A 17,586-nucleotide genomic window follows, 5' to 3' on the forward strand; every position below is an offset into this window, starting at 1 on the left:
GACGTAGGCTCACGTGCTCGATGGGTGCGCTCCTGGGACTGCTCGCCTCGATCCTCGGCCTCCTCGGCCTGGGCGGGGGAGGCGGCGGCAGCACGCCGCCGGCGCCGCCCGACCCGCCGCCGTCGGCCGCGACGCCGCTGACGTCCGGCGATCGCCTCGGGGTCGCCCGCGACGGCGACCGCGCGGTGCTGCGCACCGCGGACGGACGACAGGCGTTCCTGCGGGGCGCGAACGTCAACGCGCTCGTCGACTACGGCGGCGCGCACGGGACGGTCCCGGTCACCGACCGCGACGCCGAGCAGGCCCGGGCCCTCGGCTTCACCGTCGTGCGGCTCGCCGTCTCCTGGTCGCGCATCGTCCCGCAGCCGGGCGCCGTCGACGCGGCGTACCTCGACGAGGTCCGCCGTGCGGCGGGGCGGTTCGCGGACCGCGGGATCCACGTCCTGCTCGACCTCCACCAGGACCGCTACGGCGCGGGGCTCGGCCCGACGCGCGACGAGCGCGACGGCGCGCCCCGCTGGGCGCAGCTGACGGGTGGCGCCTCGACGGCCGGCGGCTCGACCGATCACGACTACTACGGCAGCGCGGCGGCGCGGGCGGCGGCGCGGGCGTTCTTCGACGACGCGACGGTCCCGGGCACCGGCCGGACGCTGCAGGCGCACTACGGCGACGCGCTCGTGGCCCTCGCCGACGTGGGGGAGGACCTCGGGCCGGCCCTCGCCGGGATCGAGCTCTTCAACGAGCCGGTGGACCCCGTCCGCGCGTCGCTGCAGCCCTCCGACGTGGCGACGTTCTACCGCGAGCGGCTGTGGCCCTTCTACCGGCGGGCGATCGAGCGCCTGCGCACATCCGGCTACGACGGGCCGATCTGGTTCGAGGGGTCCGCGACGCGCACCCACACCGACGACGACCCGTCGGCGGCGCGCTTCAGCGACGACCCCGGCCTCGTCTACGGCCCCCACGTCTACACCGACGTCTACAACGGGCGCAACGGCTCCGGGACGCCGGCGCGGATCGCCGCGAGCTTCGCGCGCGCCCGGGACGAGGCGGAGCGCTACGGCGCCGCCCTGGCCCCGACCGAGCTGCCGGGCGCCGCCGGGACGATCGGCGGCGACTGGGAGCGCGACCGCGAGGCGACGCTCGACCAGCTCGACGCCCTGGGCGCGGGCGGGATGGTCTGGGTCTGGAAGCAGCATCCCTCGCGCGACTACGGCTGGGGCGTGCTCACGGCCGGCGGCGGCCTGCGCGGCGGCACCGAGATCGCCCAGGACTACGGTCGCGCCCGCGTGCGCTCGAGCAGCGCGCCGATCGCCTCGGTCGCGTGGCGCGGCGGGACGCTGCGGGTGCGCACGACCGGCGCCGGCGTCGTCGAGCTGTGGGACGGCGCCGCCACCGGCGCCCGCCCGCTCGAGCGGGGCGCGTCGCCGACGCTGACCGTCGACGGGACGGCCGCGGCCGCCGGCGCCGTCGAGGCGGTGACCGCCACGTCCCCGCTGGCGTCGGCCGCCGCCTGGATCGGCGGTCGCGTGCTGCGGGTGACGGTCGGGGACGGCGAGCACGAGGTGGCGCTCGCGCGGGCCGGTGGGTGAGCGGCCTCCCCGCCGGCTCGTACGATCGTCCACCCGCGGCGGTCGAGATCAGGTCGCAGCCGGATGGGACCGACCGGGGACGCATGACGCTCGTGCTCCTCATCGTCGCGGCGTGGCTCGTCCTGAACGTCGTCGTCGCCGCCGCCTTCACCTCTTGGGGGCACCGACTGGACCGTCGCGACGGCCGACTCCGCACGCGCGCCGAGCGCACGTCCGCCAGCGCGCTGCGCCCCGTCGGGCACTGACCCACGACCCGCGGACCACCCGGGTGCAAGCCGGTCCTCGCCGTTGGCGGGGCCGCGTCCGCGGGCCAGAATGCGCTGCATGACGACCTCCGCGTCCTCGCCCGATCTCGGCGCCGCGCCCGGGCTGCCCAGGCGCGTCGCCAAGCCCTGGGGCGAGGAGATCTGGTTCGCCCACACCGAGCGGTACGCGGGCAAGATCATCAAGGTCAACGCGACGCACCGGCTCTCGCTGCAGTTCCACCACGAGAAGGACGAGACCTCCTACCTGCTCTCGGGCCGGATGCGGCTCTGGCAGGGGCCCGACGTCGACTCGCTGACGGAGACCGTGATCGAGGCCGGCGCGACCTGGCGCAACCCCCCGGGGCAGGTCCACACGGTCGAGGCGCTCGAGGACTCGGCCTTCTTCGAGGTCTCCACGCCCGAGCTCGACGACGTCGTGCGGCTGCAGGACCAGTACGGCCGCGAGGGCACCTCCGCCCCCTGAGGGATATCGACGCCCCGCCCTCGACCCCGGGTCGAGGTTCGGCCCGTTATCCCCTGCGGCGGCGCAGCAGGCCGCGCCGGGCGCCACGGGGCTCGCCCGCCGGCAGCGGGCGCTCGGGGACCTCGCCGCCGACGAGCAGGGCCCGCGGGACGTCGGCCGTCATCCACTGGGCGAGCTCGCCGTAGCCCCCCGCGACGAGCGGCTCGAGGAGCCCGGGGGCGCGCCGCTCGGGGTCGTGGGCGTCGGAGGCCACGACGTGGACGTGCCCCTGTTCGACGAACCGGCGGGCGAGCGCCTGCACCGTCCGGCCGAAGGACCCGACGAGCGCTCCGGCCGTCACCTGAGCGGTGCAGCCGGCGTCGACGAGCCGCGCCAGCAGCTCGGGGTCGGAGTGGAACGACGCGCAGCGCTCCGGGTGGGCCAGGAGGACCTCGACCCCGTGGTCGCGAACGACCTCCACGAGCGCGTCGGTCCCGGGCGCGTCCAGCGCGATCGGCGCTTCGAGCAGCAGCCAGGGGCCGCCGCCGAGCGTCAGCGCCTGGAGCTCCTCGTGGGGCAGCTCGACGGCCCGGGTGAGCGCGACCTCGGCGCCGGCGAGCACCCGCAGCGGGATCTGCTCGACGTCGAGGGCGCGCTGGAGGCGCGCCGTCGCCTCGGCGATGCCCTCCGCGGTGTTGCGGTGGTCCCAGCTGACGTGCGGGGTGGCGATCACCGTGTCGACCCCGGCCGCCACGTGGCGGCGGGCCATCTCGAGGCTCTCGACGAGCTCCTCGGGCCCGTCGTCGATCCCGGGCAGGATGTGGCAGTGCAGGTCGATCACGCGCTGGACGGCCGCTCGTCGGGTGCGGCCAGCTCCAGCCGTCGCGCCGCCTCCCGGACGACCTCGTGGTCGTTCTCGTAGGTCAGGAGCGCGATCGCCTCGGCCGGCGCGAGCCAGCGGAGCTCGTCGACCTCGTCGTTGGCGGCGAAGGCGCCGCCCGTCGCGGTCATGAGCCAGTAGCGGACGACCTTCGGCCGGCCCCGGTGATCCGCGTACCGCACGGGGGCCAGCTCGTCGCCGAGGTCGACGTGGAGCCCGGTCTCCTCCTCGATCTCGCGGACCGCCGCGTGCTCGAACGTCTCGCCCGGGTCGAGCTTGCCCTTCGGCAGCGACCAGTCCTCGCGGTACGGCCGGTGGACGACCGCGATCCGGCCGTTCGCGACGATCACGCCGCCGGCCGCCTGGACCTCCTTCGGGAACACGGCGCGCCCTAGCGGCCGTGGCCGACCGGGTCCTCGGCGACCGGCCCGGCGTCCGCGTCGAGATCGACCTCGCGCTCGTGGTCGCGCAGGGCGCGTCGCTGCGCCTCCCGCAGCTCGAACAGGTCGGTCGCGAAGGAGCCGATCTCGCGCGCGACGTCCCGGACGGCCCCGGTGACGATCGTGGCGATCCGGCCGACGTGGGACGCGCCCGACTCGACCGCCTCCTGGACGAGGTCCTTGCGGGTCTCCAGCGGGCTGGGCATGCCCAGGAGGGTAGTCGCCGCCGCCGGGTTCCTCGACCCCGGCGGACGAGCCGGCGGACCGGGGTGGGCGGCGCTCAGCGGGCGCCGCGCGCGGCGATGACCGCGGGCAGCGTCTGCAGGAGGAGCTTGATGTCGCCCCAGAGCGACCAGTTGCTGACGTAGAGGTGGTCGAGCTTCACCATCTCCTCGAACGGCACCGTCTTGCGGCCGAGCACCTGCCAGAGACCGGTGAGGCCGGGCGTGAGCCCGAGGCGTCCCCGCTCCCAGCCGCGGACGCGCGCGTCGTCCCGCACCGAGAGCGGGCGCGGACCGACGAGGCTCATGTCGCCGACGAGGACGTTCCAGAGCTGCGGCAGCTCGTCGAGGCTCGTCTTGCGGATGAAGCGACCGACGCGGGTCACGCGCGGGTCGTCCTCGATCTGCAGCCAGTTCGGGTCGTGGCTGTGCGCCATGAGCTGCTCGGTGAGCGCGTCGGCGTCGGTCACCATCGAGCGGAACTTCACGAGCGTGAACGAGCGCCCGCCGCGCCCGACGCGCTCCTGACGGAACAGCGCACCGCCCGGCGAGTCCAGCCGCACCGCGATCGCGACGGCGAGCATCAGCGGCGAGAGCAGCACGAGCCCGAAGCCGGCGCCGGCGATGTCCATCGCCCGCTTCATGACCTGCGCGGTCCCCGAGAGCGCCGGCGGCTGGAGCGACACGACGGTCGCGCCGTCGACCTGGTCGATCGTGGCGCCGACGCCGACGACGTCGAAGTGCTCGGGCAGCACGGTGAGGCTCACGTGCCAGACCCGCGACCACGCGAGGAACTCGGCGACCGTCGTCGCGCGCAGGTCCCGCGTGGAGAGGAGGATCCGGTCCACGCGCTCGTCGCTCACGGTGCGGGCGAGCACGCCGTCGGGGTCCAGCTGCCAGGCGTCGCCCTCGCCCTGCCAGGTCGCGGGGACGGGCAGGTGGTCGACGACCTCGATGTCGCGACGGAGCAGGAGCGAGCGCACGGCGGCCGGCGTCACCGAGCCCGTGCCGATGAGCAGCACGCGCTCGGCCCCGAGCAGGCCGGTGAGGCCGTGGCGGATGGCGACGCGGATCGTCGGCAGCAGCACGATCCCGGACGCCATCATCAGCCCGAGCAGCGAGCCGAGGTGCGGCGCGCCGAGCGCGCGCAGGAGGAAGCCGGAGAGGATCGCCGCCAGGAGCGTCGCGTGGAAGGTCTTCGGGATCTCGTTGAGCGTCGACGTCGTGATGTACCGCGGGTGCCGCGGGTACAGCCCGTAGAGGTGCATCGTCGCGCTGAAGATCGCAGCGACGAGCAACGGGATCAGCGGGAGCCGCAGCGCCGAGGGCCACTGCGCGGCGACGAAGACCGCCACGGGCAGGCCGACGGCGAGCGCGTCGCCGACGACGAGGACGACCTGGCGCGTGCGCCCTCGCCGGTTGCGGCGGTGTCGGATCGCGGCCTGCGCCGCGAGGTCCTGCGCGTGCGCAGGCGCGGGCGCGGGCGCGGCCTCGCGCTCCCGGACGTCGAGCGCATGGGGCACTGGCTGCACTGATTGACGCGCGAAGCCGTGCGGACCGGCGACGGCCTCCGCGGCCAGCGTCGAAGGAGAGCTGGAGCTGGTGGAGCGCATGGCGGTGGCCGGCCCCGGAACCCCATCGACGGTCCGAGAGCAAGCCGAGTTCAACGAATGTCCTACGCCGAATGGGTGGAGGGGAAGGGTAGCCGCTCCTCTCGGGCTTGACCACCCCCGCAGCGCGAAAAGTTCATGAGTGAAACCCCTCATTCACCAGCGGGATACCACCGCGGTCCGCGGACGCCGTGGCCGGACGTCGCGTGCGCCGCCGTACGGGCCGACCCCTCCACCGATCGGCGGAGGGGTCGGCCCGACCGGTCGGGCGGCGCTCGGCGTCGATCGAGGCTCAGCGGACGGCGGCGGCGAGCTGCCCGGCGCCGCGACCCGCCGCTCGCAGCGCGCTGACGACGAAGCGGCCGATCGCGCTCGCGCGGTCCGAGGCGAGGTACGCGTCGGCCTCCTCCTCGGTGGGGACCGCGAGCCGGGCGATCTTCCGCGCGACGCTCCAGAGCTGGGTCGGCAGCGGCCCGCTGTTGTACTGCAGGCCGTAGCGCTCGCAGGCCTCGCGCACGTCCTCGGACATCTGCGCGTAGCGCCAGGCGGGGATGTCGGGGAACAGGTGGTGCTCGATCTGGAAGCTCAGGTTCCCCGACATGACGTGGAACAGTCGGCCCCCGTCGAGGTTCGACGAGCCCAGCAGCTGGCGCACGTACCACCCGCCGCGGGTCTCGTTCGCGGTCTCCTCGACGGTGAACTCCTCGACGCCGTCGGGGAAGTGGCCGCAGAAGATGATCGAGAACGTCCAGAGGTTGCGCACGAGGTTCGCGCTCGCGTTGCCCGCGAGCACGAGCGGGAAGAACGGCCCCGCGAGCGCCGGGAACAGCAGGTAGTCCTTGGCCGCCTGCCTGCGGACCTTGCCCCAGATCGCCTGGAGCATCGGGATCCGCGCCTTGAGGTCCCAGGAGCCGTCGCGGAGGTCCTCGGTCTCCAGGTCGTGGAGGGCCACGCCGTACTCGAAGAGCAGCGCGAGCAGCGTCGCGTAGACCGGGTTGCCGAGGAAGTACGGCTCCCACTCCTGGTCCTCGCTCATGCGGAGGATGCCGTAGCCGACGTCGCGGTCCTTGCCCACGATGTTCGTGTGGGTGTGGTGCATGTAGTTGTGGCTGTGGCGCCACTGGTCCGCCGGGCAGGCGGTGTCCCACTCGAAGGTCCGGCCGTTGAGCTCCTCGTCCTGCATCCAGTCGTACTGGCCGTGCATGACGTTGTGGCCGATCTCCATGTTGTCGAGGATCTTCGACGCGGACAGCGCGGCGACCCCGGCGAGCCAGAGCGGCGGGAGGAAGGAGAGCTCGAGGGCGGCGCGGCCGCCGATCTCCAGCCGGCGCTGCGCGCGGATGATCCCGCGGATGTAGTCGGCGTCCTGCTGGCCGAGGTCGCGGACGTGCTTGTCGCGGATCGCCTCCATCTCGCGGCCGAAGGCGTCGAGGTCCTCCTGGCTGAGGTGGGGGACGGCCCGCAGCGGCGGGTTCGCGACGCGCCGGCTCGGATCGATGCGGCGACGCTCCTCGCGCGGGGGCAGGTGGGAGCCGGCGGTCGTGTCGGCCTCGCCGTCCGGGGCGCTCGGCGAGAGCGGCGTGTCCGGGTCCAGCGCCGGGACGAAGCGCGGCTCGTGGTCGTTCGGGGCGGCGGTGGTGCTCATGGCGGTCCTCCGGGGGAGTCGTGCGTGCGGGAAAGGTGGTGGCGACGGGGCCGGAACGGGGCGGTCGCGGTCAGAGCTCGACGGTCACGTCGCCGACGGCGGCGGCGACGCAGATCCGGATCTCCGCGCCGGGCGTGCCGTGGATCTCGCCGGTCAGCGTGTCGCGGACCTGGCCGTGCTGCAGGCGGCACTTGCAGGACATGCAGATGCCCATCCGGCACCCGTGCTCCGGGCGCAGGCCGGCCGCCTCGGCCTGCTCGAGCAGGGGCCGGCCGTCGCCCTCGACCTGCTGGTCGCTCGCGGCGAAGGTCACGGTGCCGAGCTGGTCGGGGTCCATCTCCGGCAGCTCGGGCGGCGCGAAGTGCTCGTAGCGCAGCGGCGTCGTCAGGCCGCCCTCGCGAAAGGCCTCGCGCACGGACTCCACGAGGGCGCCGGGGCCGCAGACGAAGGCTGCCGCGTCAGCGTCCTCGGGCAGCGCCCGGCGCAGGTGCTCGGGGCCGAAGCGCCCGGAGAGCCAGCCCGTGGGCAGCTCGCCCGCCTCGCGGGTCGCGACGCGCAGGACGGTCACGTTGTCGTGCGCGGCCTCGATCGCGGCCAGGTCGTCGGCGTGCAGGAGCTCGCGCGGCCCGCGGACGTAGTGCAGGAAGACGATCTCGCCCCGGTGCCCCTCGTCGGTCAGCGTCCGGAGCATCGAGAGCACGGGTGTGATCCCACTTCCGCCGCTGATGAGGACCACGCGGCGCGGGCGGGGGGTCGGCAGGACGAACTCCTCGCCCCGGGGGAGCGACAGGCCGACGAACATCCCGCGACGCGCGTGCGCCTTCAGGTGACGCGAGACGACGCCCTGCGGATGGACGCGGATCGTCAGCTCGACGGTGCGCGTCCGATGGTCGGCGGAGCCCGACGGCGAGTAGCAGCGGCGGTGTCGCACGCCGTCGACGTCGACGGAGAGCTCCACGTGCTGGCCGGCCTGGAAGCCCGGCCAGGTCACGGTCGGGCGCAGGGTCAGCGTGACGCTGTCCTCGTTCTGGTGGCGAACGTCGAGGATCTCGCCCCGGACGCGCTTGACGGCCCAGTCCGGGCGGAGGATCTCGAGGTAGTGGTCGACGGTGTGCGGGCCGGCCAGCGCGTCGGCCAGCGGCGTGTCGAGGAGGCGCTCGGCCAGGGCGCGGCGTCGCGGGGCGCGAGGCTGGGTGGCGGGGCGGTCGGGTGCGGCGGTCGAGGTCATGGCGACGTTTCGGTGCACAAGTGTTCGGTGAACAACTGTGCACAAGCTAGGATGTCGGACCACGGCCGTCAAGTGCGCCGTACCCTCCATGTCGGTGACATCGCGCACACCACGATCGAGCGATCGGCCCCGCCGGTCCTCCGGCGGCGACGGCGACCGCGCGCGACGCGCGTCCGCACGCCCGGCCGACGACCGGGCGCCGCTCGTCCCGGAGCCGGGCGTCCCCGTCGCGGGCGCCTCCCTGACGCGCCAGGAGCGCAAGGCCCGGACGCGGCAGGCGCTGCTGGACGCGACGCTCGAGCGCCTCGAGGACCAGGCGTTCGGCGCGATCAGCCTGCGCGAGGTGGCCCGCTCCGCGGGCATCACCCCGACGGCCTTCTATCGCCACTTCGAGTCGATGGAGGACCTCGGCCTCGTCCTCGTCGACGAGTCGTTCCGCGCGCTGCGCGAGATGCTGCGCGTCCGCCGGGCCGCCGCCACCGAGCCCGGCGACGAGATCCGGGCGGCGGTCGCGACGCTCGTCGAGCACGTGCACGGCCAGCGCGCGCACTTCCGCTTCATCGCGCGGGAGCGCTCGGGCGGCACCGCGCCGCTGCGCTCGGCGATCCGCCAGGAGATCCGGCTCTTCTCGAGCCAGCTGGCCACCGACCTCGCGCGCTACCCCGTCCTGCGCGAGCGCGCGACGGCCGACCTCCAGATGATCGCCGACCTCATCGTCGCCGCCGCCGTCTCGGCCGTCGAGCAGCTGCTCGACGTCCCGCCGGGTCGGCCCGACCTCGAGGACGAGATCCGCGGCGTGGCCGAGGACCAGCTGCGGCTCATCGTCCTCGGCGCCCTGCAGTGGCGCTCCGCCTCCTGACCGGCTGCCGGTCGCTTCGGTCCTGCGTCCGTGGGGGCGGGTCGACGGTCCGGCGGAGCCGATCGCGGCGGTCGGCGGGGGCTCTCAGGGCTCTCTCAGGAGCACCTGAGGGACTTCTCCGGAACGCGCACGAGGATCGCCGGCGACCCCGTCCGCGGGTCGTAGCCGGACGGTCGTCCGGGCCGGGTCGACGTCGGGGGACGGGACCGGCCCGGACGGCCACCGTCCGTCCTGTCGCAGACCCCTGGAGCTCATGCCGCGTCCTCGTTCGCTGTCGGTCACGCCGTCGATCCTCGCCCTCGCGCTCGCCACCGGCGGGGTCCTCGTCGTCGGTGCGATCAGCGTCGGCGCCGACGACGGCGGGACGACGGCCGGCCAGCGGATCGCCGTCGCCCGCAAGGGGGTGGTCCAGTCCACGGTCTCCGCCAGCGGCAACCTCGAGCCGGCCCAGCAGACGACGCTGAGTTTCGGGACCTCAGGCACCGTCAAGCGGGTCTACGTGCGTCAGGGGCAGAAGGTCGTCGAGGGCCAGGCGATCGCCCGGATCGGCGACACGAGCCAGCGGATCGCGGTCGCCAAGGCGAAGGCGGCCCTCGAGGAGGCCGAGGAGGCGCTCGACCAGGCCGAGGAGAGCGGCTCCTCCACCACGGCGAGCGTGAGCACCGCCACCACGACGACGGCGAGCGCGAGCTCGACCGCCGCCACGACCGTCTCCTACGGAGGATCGACGACCACGCTGCAGACGGTCTCGCTGCGGTCCGACCGCCGCCTCGGCCGCCGGTCGTCGTCCGGCGCCTCCGCGGCGGAAGCCGAGGTCGCGGGCACGGTGAGCACGGCGTCGGATGCGCCCTCCGCCGCGTCGACGAGCGCCGCATCGCCCGCCCCGACAGTGGCCTCGCCGCTGGTGGCCTCGACCCGACAGAGCTCGACGGCGACCACCGCGACTCCGTCGACGACGACCACCACCACGCCCTCGACGGGCACCACGGCCACCACCCCGACGACCACGACGCCGACCACGACCACCGACGAGGAGCCCGCCTCCGGCACCAGTGGCTCGTCGTCCAAGGGGCCGTCGAGCTCGGGCGCCAAGGGCTCCTCGAGCAGCAGCTCGTCCGGGCAGGCCGAAAGCTCCTCGGCCGGTGCAGGATCGGGGCGAAGCGGATCCGGCGGAAGGGGGAGCGGCGGCATCTCGGGCGGCTCCGGCGGATCGAGCGGCATGCCCGGCGGGTCCGGCGGCGGCGCCTCCGGCTCCAGCGCGGGGACGACGTCCGCGACGTCGGTGGCCTCGGCGAAGGTCGCCGTGCGTCAGGCCAAGCTCGACCTCCAGGACGCCCGTCAGGATCTCAACGACACGATCCTCCGCGCACCGTTCGACGGCACGATCGCGTCGCTCGACGGGTCGGTCGGCGACAGCGTGACGGGCTCCTCGTCCTCGTCGTCGAGCAGCTCCGGCGATTCGAGCGGGTCGTCGGCGAGCACCGCGGGCGGGGGGGCTGCGGCCGGAGGCGGGGCGAGCTCGGGCTCCTCGACGTCGAGCAGCTCGGCCGGCTTCGCGACGATCACGAACCTCAGTCACCTCGAGCTCGAGGTCTCCTTCGGCGAGTCGGACATCGGCAAGCTCAAGAAGGGGCAGGCGGCGACGGTCACCGTCACCGCGCTCGACGACGCCCAGATCGCCGCGGTCGTGACCGAGGTCGGGACGTTGCCCTCCAGCAGCGACGGCGTCGTCTCCTACCCGGTCCGGATGAAGCTCAACCAGACCGCCGACGGGATCCGGTCCGGGATGACGGCCTCGGCCGAGGTCGTCATCGAGCAGTCCTCCAGCGGCGTCAGCGTCCCGTCGGAGGCGGTCACGGGCTCCGGGCAGCGCGCGCGCGTCACCGTCCGCACGGGCGGCAAGGACGAGCAGGTCCAGGTCTCGACGGGCGTCGTCGGTGACAGTCGGACCCAGGTCACCAGCGGCCTCGAGGAGGGGAGCCAGGTGCTGCTGCCCAGCCTCTCGAGCTCGAGCTCGAGCACCGGCGGCCGGAGCGGCGGGATGGGCGGTGGCGGTGGCTTCGGCGGCGGCGGTGGGTTCGGCGGCGGCGGCGGTGGCTTCGGCGGCGGCATGGGCGGTCCGCCGTCCGGAGGGGGGCGCCCGTGAGCCGCGCAGGGACGACCGCCGGCGAGGGCGACGCCGGGGCGACCGGGGCCAGCGCCGTGCCCTCGGGCCGCACTGGAGCCCCGCCGTCGGCGAGTGGTTCCCGTCGCCGCAGGCCGGTGATCGACATCCGTCGGGTCTGGCGCACGTACTCGCCGACGCCCGACCTGCAGGTCCACGCCCTGCGGGATGTCTCGCTGCGCGTCGAGCGCGGCGAGCACGTGGCGATCATCGGCTCCTCAGGATCGGGGAAGAGCACGCTGATGCACATCCTCGGCTGCCTCGACGCGCCGAGCCAGGGCCGCTACCAGCTCGACGGGGTCGACGTGGCGACGCTCGACGACGACGCGCTGGCGCTGCTGCGCAACCGCCGGATCGGCTTCGTGTTCCAGGCGTTCAACCTGATCCCGCGCACGAGCGCGCTCGACAACGTCGCGCTCCCGCTGGCCTATGCCGGTCTCTCGCGCACCGAGCGGCATCGGCGTGCCGCCGGCGCGTTGCGGGCCGTCGGAATGGGGGCCCGGTTGGATCACACGCCGGCGGAGCTCTCGGGCGGTCAGCAGCAGCGCGTCGCCGTGGCGCGCGCGATCGTCACCGATCCCGCGCTCGTGCTCGCCGACGAGCCGACCGGCAACCTCGACTCGCGCACCACTGAGGAGGTGCTGCAGATCTTCGACCACCTGCGAGAGGCCGGACGCACGATCGTCCTGATCACGCACGAGGACGAGGTCGCGGGCCGCGCCAAGCGGGTGATCGAGCTGGCCGACGGAGAGATCCGCGTCGACCGCCGCAACGAGGAGGTGGAGAAGGTTGCCGCCGGGCACCTCGCCGAGGCGGGCCCCGACGGTCCCGGAGCGGTCGCATGAACCTGCGCGAGATCACGCGGACCGCCGCGGCCGGCATCACCGCGAACCCGCTCCGGTCCGCGCTGACGATCCTCGGGATGATGATCGGCGTCGGGTCGGTGATCGTCCTCGTGGCCGTCGGCAACGGCTCCAAGCAGGAGGTCCAGGCGAGCATCCGCTCCCTCGGCACGAACGTGCTGATGGTGTCCGCGCCCGGCGCGCGTGGCGGCCCGGGATCGTCCGCGTCCTCCTCGTTGACCCTCACGGAGGCTGACGTCGAGGCGCTCGGCGACGACGAGCTCGCTCCGCACGTGAAGTCGGCCTCGCCGGTCGTCCGCGTCTCCTCGGCGACGCTCGTGTCGGGCGAGACGAGCTACCAGCCGTCGCAGATGATCGGGACCGATCCCGCGTACCTGACGGCCTCCGACTACCAGGTCGCCGACGGCGACTCGATCAGCGAGGAGGAGGTGCACGACCGCGAGCGGGTCGCCGTGGTCGGTCCGACGGTGGTCCAGAACCTCGGGATCAGCGTCGGCTCGAGCGTGCGGATCAACGGCATCGCCTTCCGGATCGTCGGAATCACCGCGTCGAAGGGCGCCAGCGGGTCGACGAACCAGGACGACATCGTCATCGCGCCGTACACCGCCGTGCAGGATGCGCTCGCCGGCTACGGCACGATCAGCCAGATCACGGTCCAGGCGACCGACGAGACGGGTATCGACCAGGCGCAGGCGGAGGTCACCGACATCCTCAACCGCCGCCAGGACATCGACACCTCGTCGTCGGCCGTCTCGTCCGCGTCGTCGGCGAGCGGGCCCGCGGCGGGCGGCGTCGGTGGGGGAGGCGGCCGGCGACGAAGCGCGTCCGACGGCCCGGCCTCCGGCAGCTCCTCCGGGTTCCAGGTCGTCAACCAGGGATCGATCCTCGAGGCGTCGAGCTCGACGACCGGGGTCTTCACGACCCTGCTCGGCGCGGTGGCCGCGATCTCGCTGCTCGTCGGGGGGATCGGCGTGATGAACATCATGCTCGTCTCCGTCACCGAGCGCACGCGGGAGATCGGCATCCGCAAGGCGGTCGGCGCGCGCCGCGGCGACATCCTCGCCCAGTTCCTGACCGAGGCGGTCCTCGTCTCGATGATCGGCGGGTTGCTCGGCGTGATCGTCGGGCTGCTCGTCAGTCGGATCGAGATCGCGGGCGTTCAGCCGGACGTCGTCGGCTCCTCCGTCCTCCTGGCCTTCGGCGCCTCGGCGCTGTGCGGCCTGTTCTTCGGCACCTACCCGGCGGGCCGCGCTGCGCGGCTGCGCCCGATCGAGGCCCTGCGTTATGAGTGACTCCCAGTTGCACGATCCCGAGACGACCGAGCTCGACCTGCCCGACGAGTGGGAGGACGAGGCCTCGCTCGCCGACGACCTGCGCGCCCGGCCGAGCCGCCGGGACGCCTGGCTGCGGCCGCTGCCGCTGGGCCTGATCGCGGTCCTGCTGCTCGGCGTCGGCTTCCTCGTCGGCGTGCAGGTCCAGAAGGGGGCCGACGACGGCGGAGGCGGCGGTCTCAGCGCCCGGATGGGGGCCCGGGGCGGCCCGCCCGGGATGGGTGGAGGCGGCGCGGCGGTCGGCGCCGCGGCGACCGGCGGGGGAAGCGAGGCGTCGGGCGCGACCGGCGGCGACGCCGCGAGCGGAACGACCGTCGGTGAGGTCGCCAACGTCAAGGGCTCGCGGCTGTACGTCACGACCTCGGACGGCGAGACCGTCGAGGTGCGGGTCGGCAGCCAGGCCGAGGTCCAGCGGCTCTCGCACTCCAGCGTCGGCGGCGTGCACCCCGGCGACACGGTGATCGTCCAGGGGACGAGCCGCAGCGACGGGTCGGTGTCCGCGACGGCCGTCCAGGCGACCGCGCCCGGCCTGACCACCGTGGCGCCGTTCGGGGGTGGTCGTGGCGGCGCGTCCGGAGGCGGCGCCTCGCGCGCCGGCGGCTCGACGAGCTCGGGCGGGTCGGACGCAGGGGCCTCGGGCTCGGGCGGCGGCGGATCGGCCGTGGACGAGCTGTTCGACGGTGGATGAGCGGCGGTACCCGCGCCGCGGCGGCGGACCCTCGACCGGCCACGCGGTCGGCGGTCCGGTCGCTGCGGGCGCCGGCCGGGAGGCCGCCGACGGCTGTCGGCGACATCGGAAGCAGAACGAGGAGAGCAGACATGAGGCGGGACGGAAGCACTGACGTCTGGGCGTCGGTCCCAGGACGCGCGACGCGGGCGCTGGCGCTCGTGCTGTGCGTGGGCGCGACCGCGGGCCTGACGGCCTGTGGTGGTGGAGACGAGAGCTCCGGCGGCTCGGGCACGACGGCGGAGGGCAACCGCGATCGCGCGAAGATCCAGGCGTGCCTGAAGGAGAAGGGCGTCGAGCTGCCCGAGCGTCCCGCCGGCGCCGGCGGTGGCTCCGGGGGCCCTGCTGACGGCGGGGGCGGTCCGGGCGGCTACGGCCCGCCGGACGGCGCCGGCGGTCCGAGCGGCGGACCGCCCGACGGGCCGCCCGGTGGCGGGCTGCCCGGGGACGGCGCCGGTCGCACCCGGACCAGCCCGACGCCGCCCGGCGGCGGGATGAGCAGCGCCGATCGCGAGAAGTTCCAGAAGGCCCTGCAGGAGTGCGGCGGCGCATCGATGAACGGGCGCGGGGGCATGGGCGGCCGGCGGCCGAACATGGACAGCGCCGAGGACCGCAAGCGCGTCCGGGCGTACGTCACCTGCGTGCGGAAGAACGGCTACGACCTGCCGGACCCGGACTTCTCGGGGAACGGGCCGATCTTCGACCCCGACGACGTCGACCGCGACGACGCGACCTTCCGCAAGGCGAGCGCGGCGTGCCAGTCCGAGCTGCGGCCCTCGCGCGAGCAGGGCGCGGACGACGACGCGCGCGAGCGCGCGGGCGGCTCCAGCAGCTGATGGCGACCGGTCGCGGTGGCGCGCCCTCCGGTCCGCCGCCGCGACCGCCGCTGGGCGCTCCGGTCCAGCGGTGCGTTCGCGCCGGCCGGCCCGCGGGTGCCGCGGTGCCGCCGGCGTGGCAGGATGAGGGCACCCGAACCCTGGAGGAACCGTGTCCGTCGTGAAGATCAACGCGATCGAGGTCGCCCCCGACCGCGCCGCCGAGCTGGAGGAGCGGTTCGCCAACCGCGTCGGCGAGGTCGAGCAGCAGCCGGGGTTCGAGGGCTACGAGCTGCTGCGTCCCGTCGCGGGTGAGACGCGGTACTTCGTCTACACGCGCTGGGAGAGCGAGGAGGCCTTCCAGGCCTGGGTCTCCAGCGCGTCGTTCACCCGGGGCCACGCGCAGGCGGCCGCCGACCGCGGGGAGAAGCCCGTCGCGCACGGCTCCGCCGTCCTGGGGTTCGAGGTCGTGCAGCGCGTCGCGCCCTGAGCGTCCCCGCGGGCGACCCAGGCAACCGCGACGCTGCCGCTCGTCGCGCCGGCATCGCCGTTCGTCGCGTCCGGCCGACCACCGGGCGCGCGCGTCGACCTGGACGAACGTCGTAGCGCAGCGTCGTTCGACGTTCGTTGGACGCCGGGCGGTCCGGCGCACCGCGAATCGGCGGCGCCTCCCCCGGTCGGCGGATGGCGCGGGTCCGTCGACCGGGGGAGGCCGCGGACCACGGCGCGATTCACCCCGGTCCGGAGGTCAAGCCGCGCGGGAGGGCGACCGATGAGTGCGACATGGGTTCCGCGTCCTGGTCCTCCGCCGATGTCGGCGACGGGGTGTTCCCCGAGGGACGTGGGGCGGGGGACGGGGACCCCGGGGACGTCGCCGCCGGAACCGCGACCGGCGCGCCCTTCGAGGGCGGCGCCCCGCCCGGCCCGGGACGGGTCGGGCACGCTGAGGAGGCGACCGACGAGATCCGCGAGCGCGTCCAGGTCGGCGTCGCCGACTTCGAGCAGTTCCTCGAGGCGCTGCCGGACGCCGTCGTGGGGGTCACGCCGAACGGCACGATCCTGCTGGCGAACGTCCAGGCCGAGCAGCTCTTCGGCTACGAGGCGGGCGGACTGGTCGGCGTGCCCATCGAGACGCTCATCCCCGAGCGCTTCCGCGGCACGCACAGCGGGCACCGCCACGGGTACTTCCACGATCCGAAGACGCGCCCCATGGGCGCCGGGCTGCAGCTCTCCGGGCGGCGGCGGGACGGGACGGAGTTCCCGGCCGAGATCTCGCTGTCGAGCACCCGCACCGACGCCGGGATGCTGGCGTGGGCCGCGGTGCGCGACATCTCCGAGCGGCTGGCGGCGGAGCGCGAGCGCGAGCAGATGCGCCGCCAGGCGCGCGAGGCGCAGGCCCAGCGGCTCGAGAGCCTCGGGCAGCTCGCCGGCGGCGTCGCCCACGACTTCAACAACCTCCTCGGCGTGATCATCAACTACGCCGGCTTCGTCCGCGACGAGCTCGAGGACCGGCCCGAGCTCGCCAACGACGTCGAGCAGATCCGCGAGGCGGCGCAGCGCGGTGCCGCGCTCACCCGCCAGCTCCTCATCTTCGGTCGGCGCGAGGTCACCGCGCCCGAGGTCCTCGACCTGCGCGACGTCGTGCACGGCGTGGAGACGCTGCTGCGTCGCGCGCTCGGCGAGCACATCACGATGCGGATCGAGCTCGGCGACGACGTGCCGACGGTGCGCGCCGACCGCGGGCAGATGGAGCAGGTGCTCTTCAACCTCGCCGTCAACGCGCGCGACGCGATGCCCGGCGGCGGCACGCTGACGATCTCCACCCACCGCACCGTCGACGATCACGGGGCGGAGCTCGTCGTGCTGTCCGTCGCCGACACGGGCGCCGGGATGACGCCCCAGGTCCTCGAAAGGGCGATGGAGCCGTTCTTCACGACGAAGCCCGAGGGCGCGGGGACGGGGCTCGGGCTCGCGACCGTGTACGGCATCGCCACGCACCACGAGGGGCGGGTCCGGCTGGAGTCGGAGCTCGGCGCGGGCACCGCCGTGCACGTCGAGCTCCCGGCGCTCGGCGCGGCGGCGACGAGCCAGCCGCCGTCCGACGACGCGCGACCCGGGTCGCGCGGCGAGACGATCCTGCTCGTCGAGGACGAGCCGAGCGGGCGCCAGATCGCCCGCCGGATCCTCGAGCGGGCCGGCTACCAGGTCGTGGCGACCGAGAACGGCGCGCGGGCGCTCGAGGTCGTCCGCGACCCGGACCAGGCGCTCGACCTCGTGCTCACCGACGTGATCATGCCCGGCATGCTCGGGACGGAGCTCGCCGAGCGCGTCGTCGAGCTCCGCCCCGGGACGCGGGTGCTGCTCATGAGCGGCTACAGCGACGAGCTCGTCGCGCGGCCGCCGGACGGCCAGCACCACCCGCTGATCGAGAAGCCGTTCGACGCCACCGGGCTGCTCACGCGGATCCGCGGCGTGCTCGCCGCGTCCCCGGAGCGACGGCCCTGAG

Annotated in this window: 19 protein-coding genes; 11 read left to right on the plus strand and 8 right to left on the minus strand. The window is 74.6% G+C overall.

Going from position 1 to position 17,586, the window contains the following annotated elements; genetic code table 11:
• Nucleotides 1–20 precede the first annotated feature (20 nt).
• From SK069_RS05560 to SK069_RS05570, 3 genes are all read left to right on the plus strand, one after another.
• Complete coding sequence (locus SK069_RS05560) at nt 21–1,589, plus strand: glycoside hydrolase family 5 protein (RefSeq protein WP_319953203.1); 1,569 nt, start codon at nt 21–23, stop codon at nt 1,587–1,589.
• A gap of 83 nt (nt 1,590–1,672) precedes the next feature.
• Nucleotides 1,673–1,834, plus strand: a complete 162-nt coding sequence (locus SK069_RS05565; protein WP_319953204.1) for a hypothetical protein — start codon at nt 1,673–1,675, stop codon at nt 1,832–1,834.
• A 79-nt stretch (nt 1,835–1,913) separates the two neighbouring features.
• Nucleotides 1,914–2,318, plus strand: a complete 405-nt coding sequence (locus SK069_RS05570) for a cupin domain-containing protein (protein ID WP_319953205.1) — start codon at nt 1,914–1,916, stop codon at nt 2,316–2,318.
• A gap of 46 nt (nt 2,319–2,364) precedes the next feature.
• Here the strand turns inward: SK069_RS05570 and SK069_RS05575 are convergent, their stop codons facing one another.
• The 6 genes from SK069_RS05575 to SK069_RS05600 form a co-directional block, all read right to left on the minus strand.
• Nucleotides 2,365–3,138, minus strand: a complete 774-nt coding sequence (locus tag SK069_RS05575) for a tyrosine-protein phosphatase (protein ID WP_319953206.1) — start codon at nt 3,136–3,138, stop codon at nt 2,365–2,367.
• On the minus strand, nt 3,135–3,560 hold the full coding sequence (locus tag SK069_RS05580; protein WP_319953207.1) for an NUDIX hydrolase: 426 nt from the start codon (nt 3,558–3,560) through the stop codon (nt 3,135–3,137). Before SK069_RS05580 ends, SK069_RS05575 begins: the two co-directional genes overlap by 4 nt.
• Before the next feature lie 8 nt (nt 3,561–3,568).
• Entirely contained in the window at nt 3,569–3,823 is a 255-nt protein-coding gene (locus SK069_RS05585; RefSeq protein WP_319953208.1) for a hypothetical protein, read from the minus strand.
• 74 nt (nt 3,824–3,897) lie between these two features.
• The gene (locus SK069_RS05590) at nt 3,898–5,451 is read right to left on the minus strand and encodes a sugar transferase (protein WP_319953209.1); all 1,554 of its coding nucleotides are present in this window, start codon (nt 5,449–5,451) and stop codon (nt 3,898–3,900) included.
• Nucleotides 5,452–5,740: 289 nt separating this feature from the next.
• On the minus strand, nt 5,741–7,093 hold the full coding sequence (locus tag SK069_RS05595) for a fatty acid desaturase family protein (RefSeq protein WP_319953210.1): 1,353 nt from the start codon (nt 7,091–7,093) through the stop codon (nt 5,741–5,743).
• A gap of 70 nt (nt 7,094–7,163) precedes the next feature.
• Nucleotides 7,164–8,321 (minus strand): ferredoxin reductase, encoded by a 1,158-nt coding sequence (locus SK069_RS05600; protein ID WP_319953211.1) that lies wholly within the window; start codon nt 8,319–8,321, stop codon nt 7,164–7,166.
• 88 nt (nt 8,322–8,409) lie between these two features.
• Here SK069_RS05600 and SK069_RS05605 point away from each other — a divergent pair, with 88 nt between their 5' ends.
• The gene (locus SK069_RS05605; RefSeq protein WP_319953212.1) at nt 8,410–9,180 is read left to right on the plus strand and encodes a TetR family transcriptional regulator; all 771 of its coding nucleotides are present in this window, start codon (nt 8,410–8,412) and stop codon (nt 9,178–9,180) included.
• Between the two features lie 504 nt (nt 9,181–9,684).
• Here SK069_RS05605 and SK069_RS05610 read toward each other — a convergent pair.
• Together SK069_RS05610 and SK069_RS05615 are read right to left on the minus strand one after the other, a co-directional pair.
• Nucleotides 9,685–9,885 (minus strand): hypothetical protein, encoded by a 201-nt coding sequence (locus SK069_RS05610; RefSeq protein ID WP_319953213.1) that lies wholly within the window; start codon nt 9,883–9,885, stop codon nt 9,685–9,687.
• A gap of 9 nt (nt 9,886–9,894) precedes the next feature.
• Nucleotides 9,895–10,401: a hypothetical protein gene (locus tag SK069_RS05615; protein WP_319953214.1), complete on the minus strand. Its 507-nt coding sequence runs from the start codon at nt 10,399–10,401 to the stop codon at nt 9,895–9,897.
• Between SK069_RS05615 and SK069_RS05620 the strand changes: the two genes are divergently transcribed.
• The 7 genes from SK069_RS05620 (at nt 10,400) to SK069_RS05650 (ending at nt 17,585) form a co-directional block, all read left to right on the plus strand.
• On the plus strand, nt 10,400–11,326 hold the full coding sequence (locus SK069_RS05620) for an efflux RND transporter periplasmic adaptor subunit (protein WP_319953215.1): 927 nt from the start codon (nt 10,400–10,402) through the stop codon (nt 11,324–11,326). The genes SK069_RS05615 and SK069_RS05620 overlap by 2 nt on opposite strands.
• A 56-nt stretch (nt 11,327–11,382) precedes the next feature.
• Complete coding sequence (locus SK069_RS05625; protein WP_406628263.1) at nt 11,383–12,189, plus strand: ABC transporter ATP-binding protein; 807 nt, start codon at nt 11,383–11,385, stop codon at nt 12,187–12,189.
• Complete coding sequence (locus SK069_RS05630) at nt 12,186–13,499, plus strand: ABC transporter permease (protein WP_319953217.1); 1,314 nt, start codon at nt 12,186–12,188, stop codon at nt 13,497–13,499. The genes SK069_RS05625 and SK069_RS05630 overlap by 4 nt, the downstream gene beginning before the upstream one ends.
• The gene (locus SK069_RS05635) at nt 13,492–14,226 is read left to right on the plus strand and encodes a hypothetical protein (RefSeq protein ID WP_319953218.1); all 735 of its coding nucleotides are present in this window, start codon (nt 13,492–13,494) and stop codon (nt 14,224–14,226) included. The genes SK069_RS05630 and SK069_RS05635 overlap by 8 nt, the downstream gene beginning before the upstream one ends.
• Nucleotides 14,227–14,357: 131 nt before the next feature.
• Nucleotides 14,358–15,101, plus strand: a complete 744-nt coding sequence (locus SK069_RS05640) for a hypothetical protein (protein WP_319953219.1) — start codon at nt 14,358–14,360, stop codon at nt 15,099–15,101.
• Nucleotides 15,102–15,252: 151 nt separating this feature from the next.
• Complete coding sequence (locus tag SK069_RS05645; RefSeq protein WP_319953220.1) at nt 15,253–15,570, plus strand: antibiotic biosynthesis monooxygenase family protein; 318 nt, start codon at nt 15,253–15,255, stop codon at nt 15,568–15,570.
• A 293-nt stretch (nt 15,571–15,863) separates the two neighbouring features.
• Nucleotides 15,864–17,585, plus strand: a complete 1,722-nt coding sequence (locus SK069_RS05650) for an ATP-binding protein (protein WP_319953221.1) — start codon at nt 15,864–15,866, stop codon at nt 17,583–17,585.
• The last annotated feature ends 1 nt before the right edge of the window (nt 17,586 follow it).

The sequence above is a fragment of the Patulibacter brassicae genome, from assembly GCF_033949425.1.
In the GTDB taxonomy this organism is placed as follows: Bacteria; Actinomycetota; Thermoleophilia; order Solirubrobacterales; family Solirubrobacteraceae; genus Patulibacter; species Patulibacter brassicae.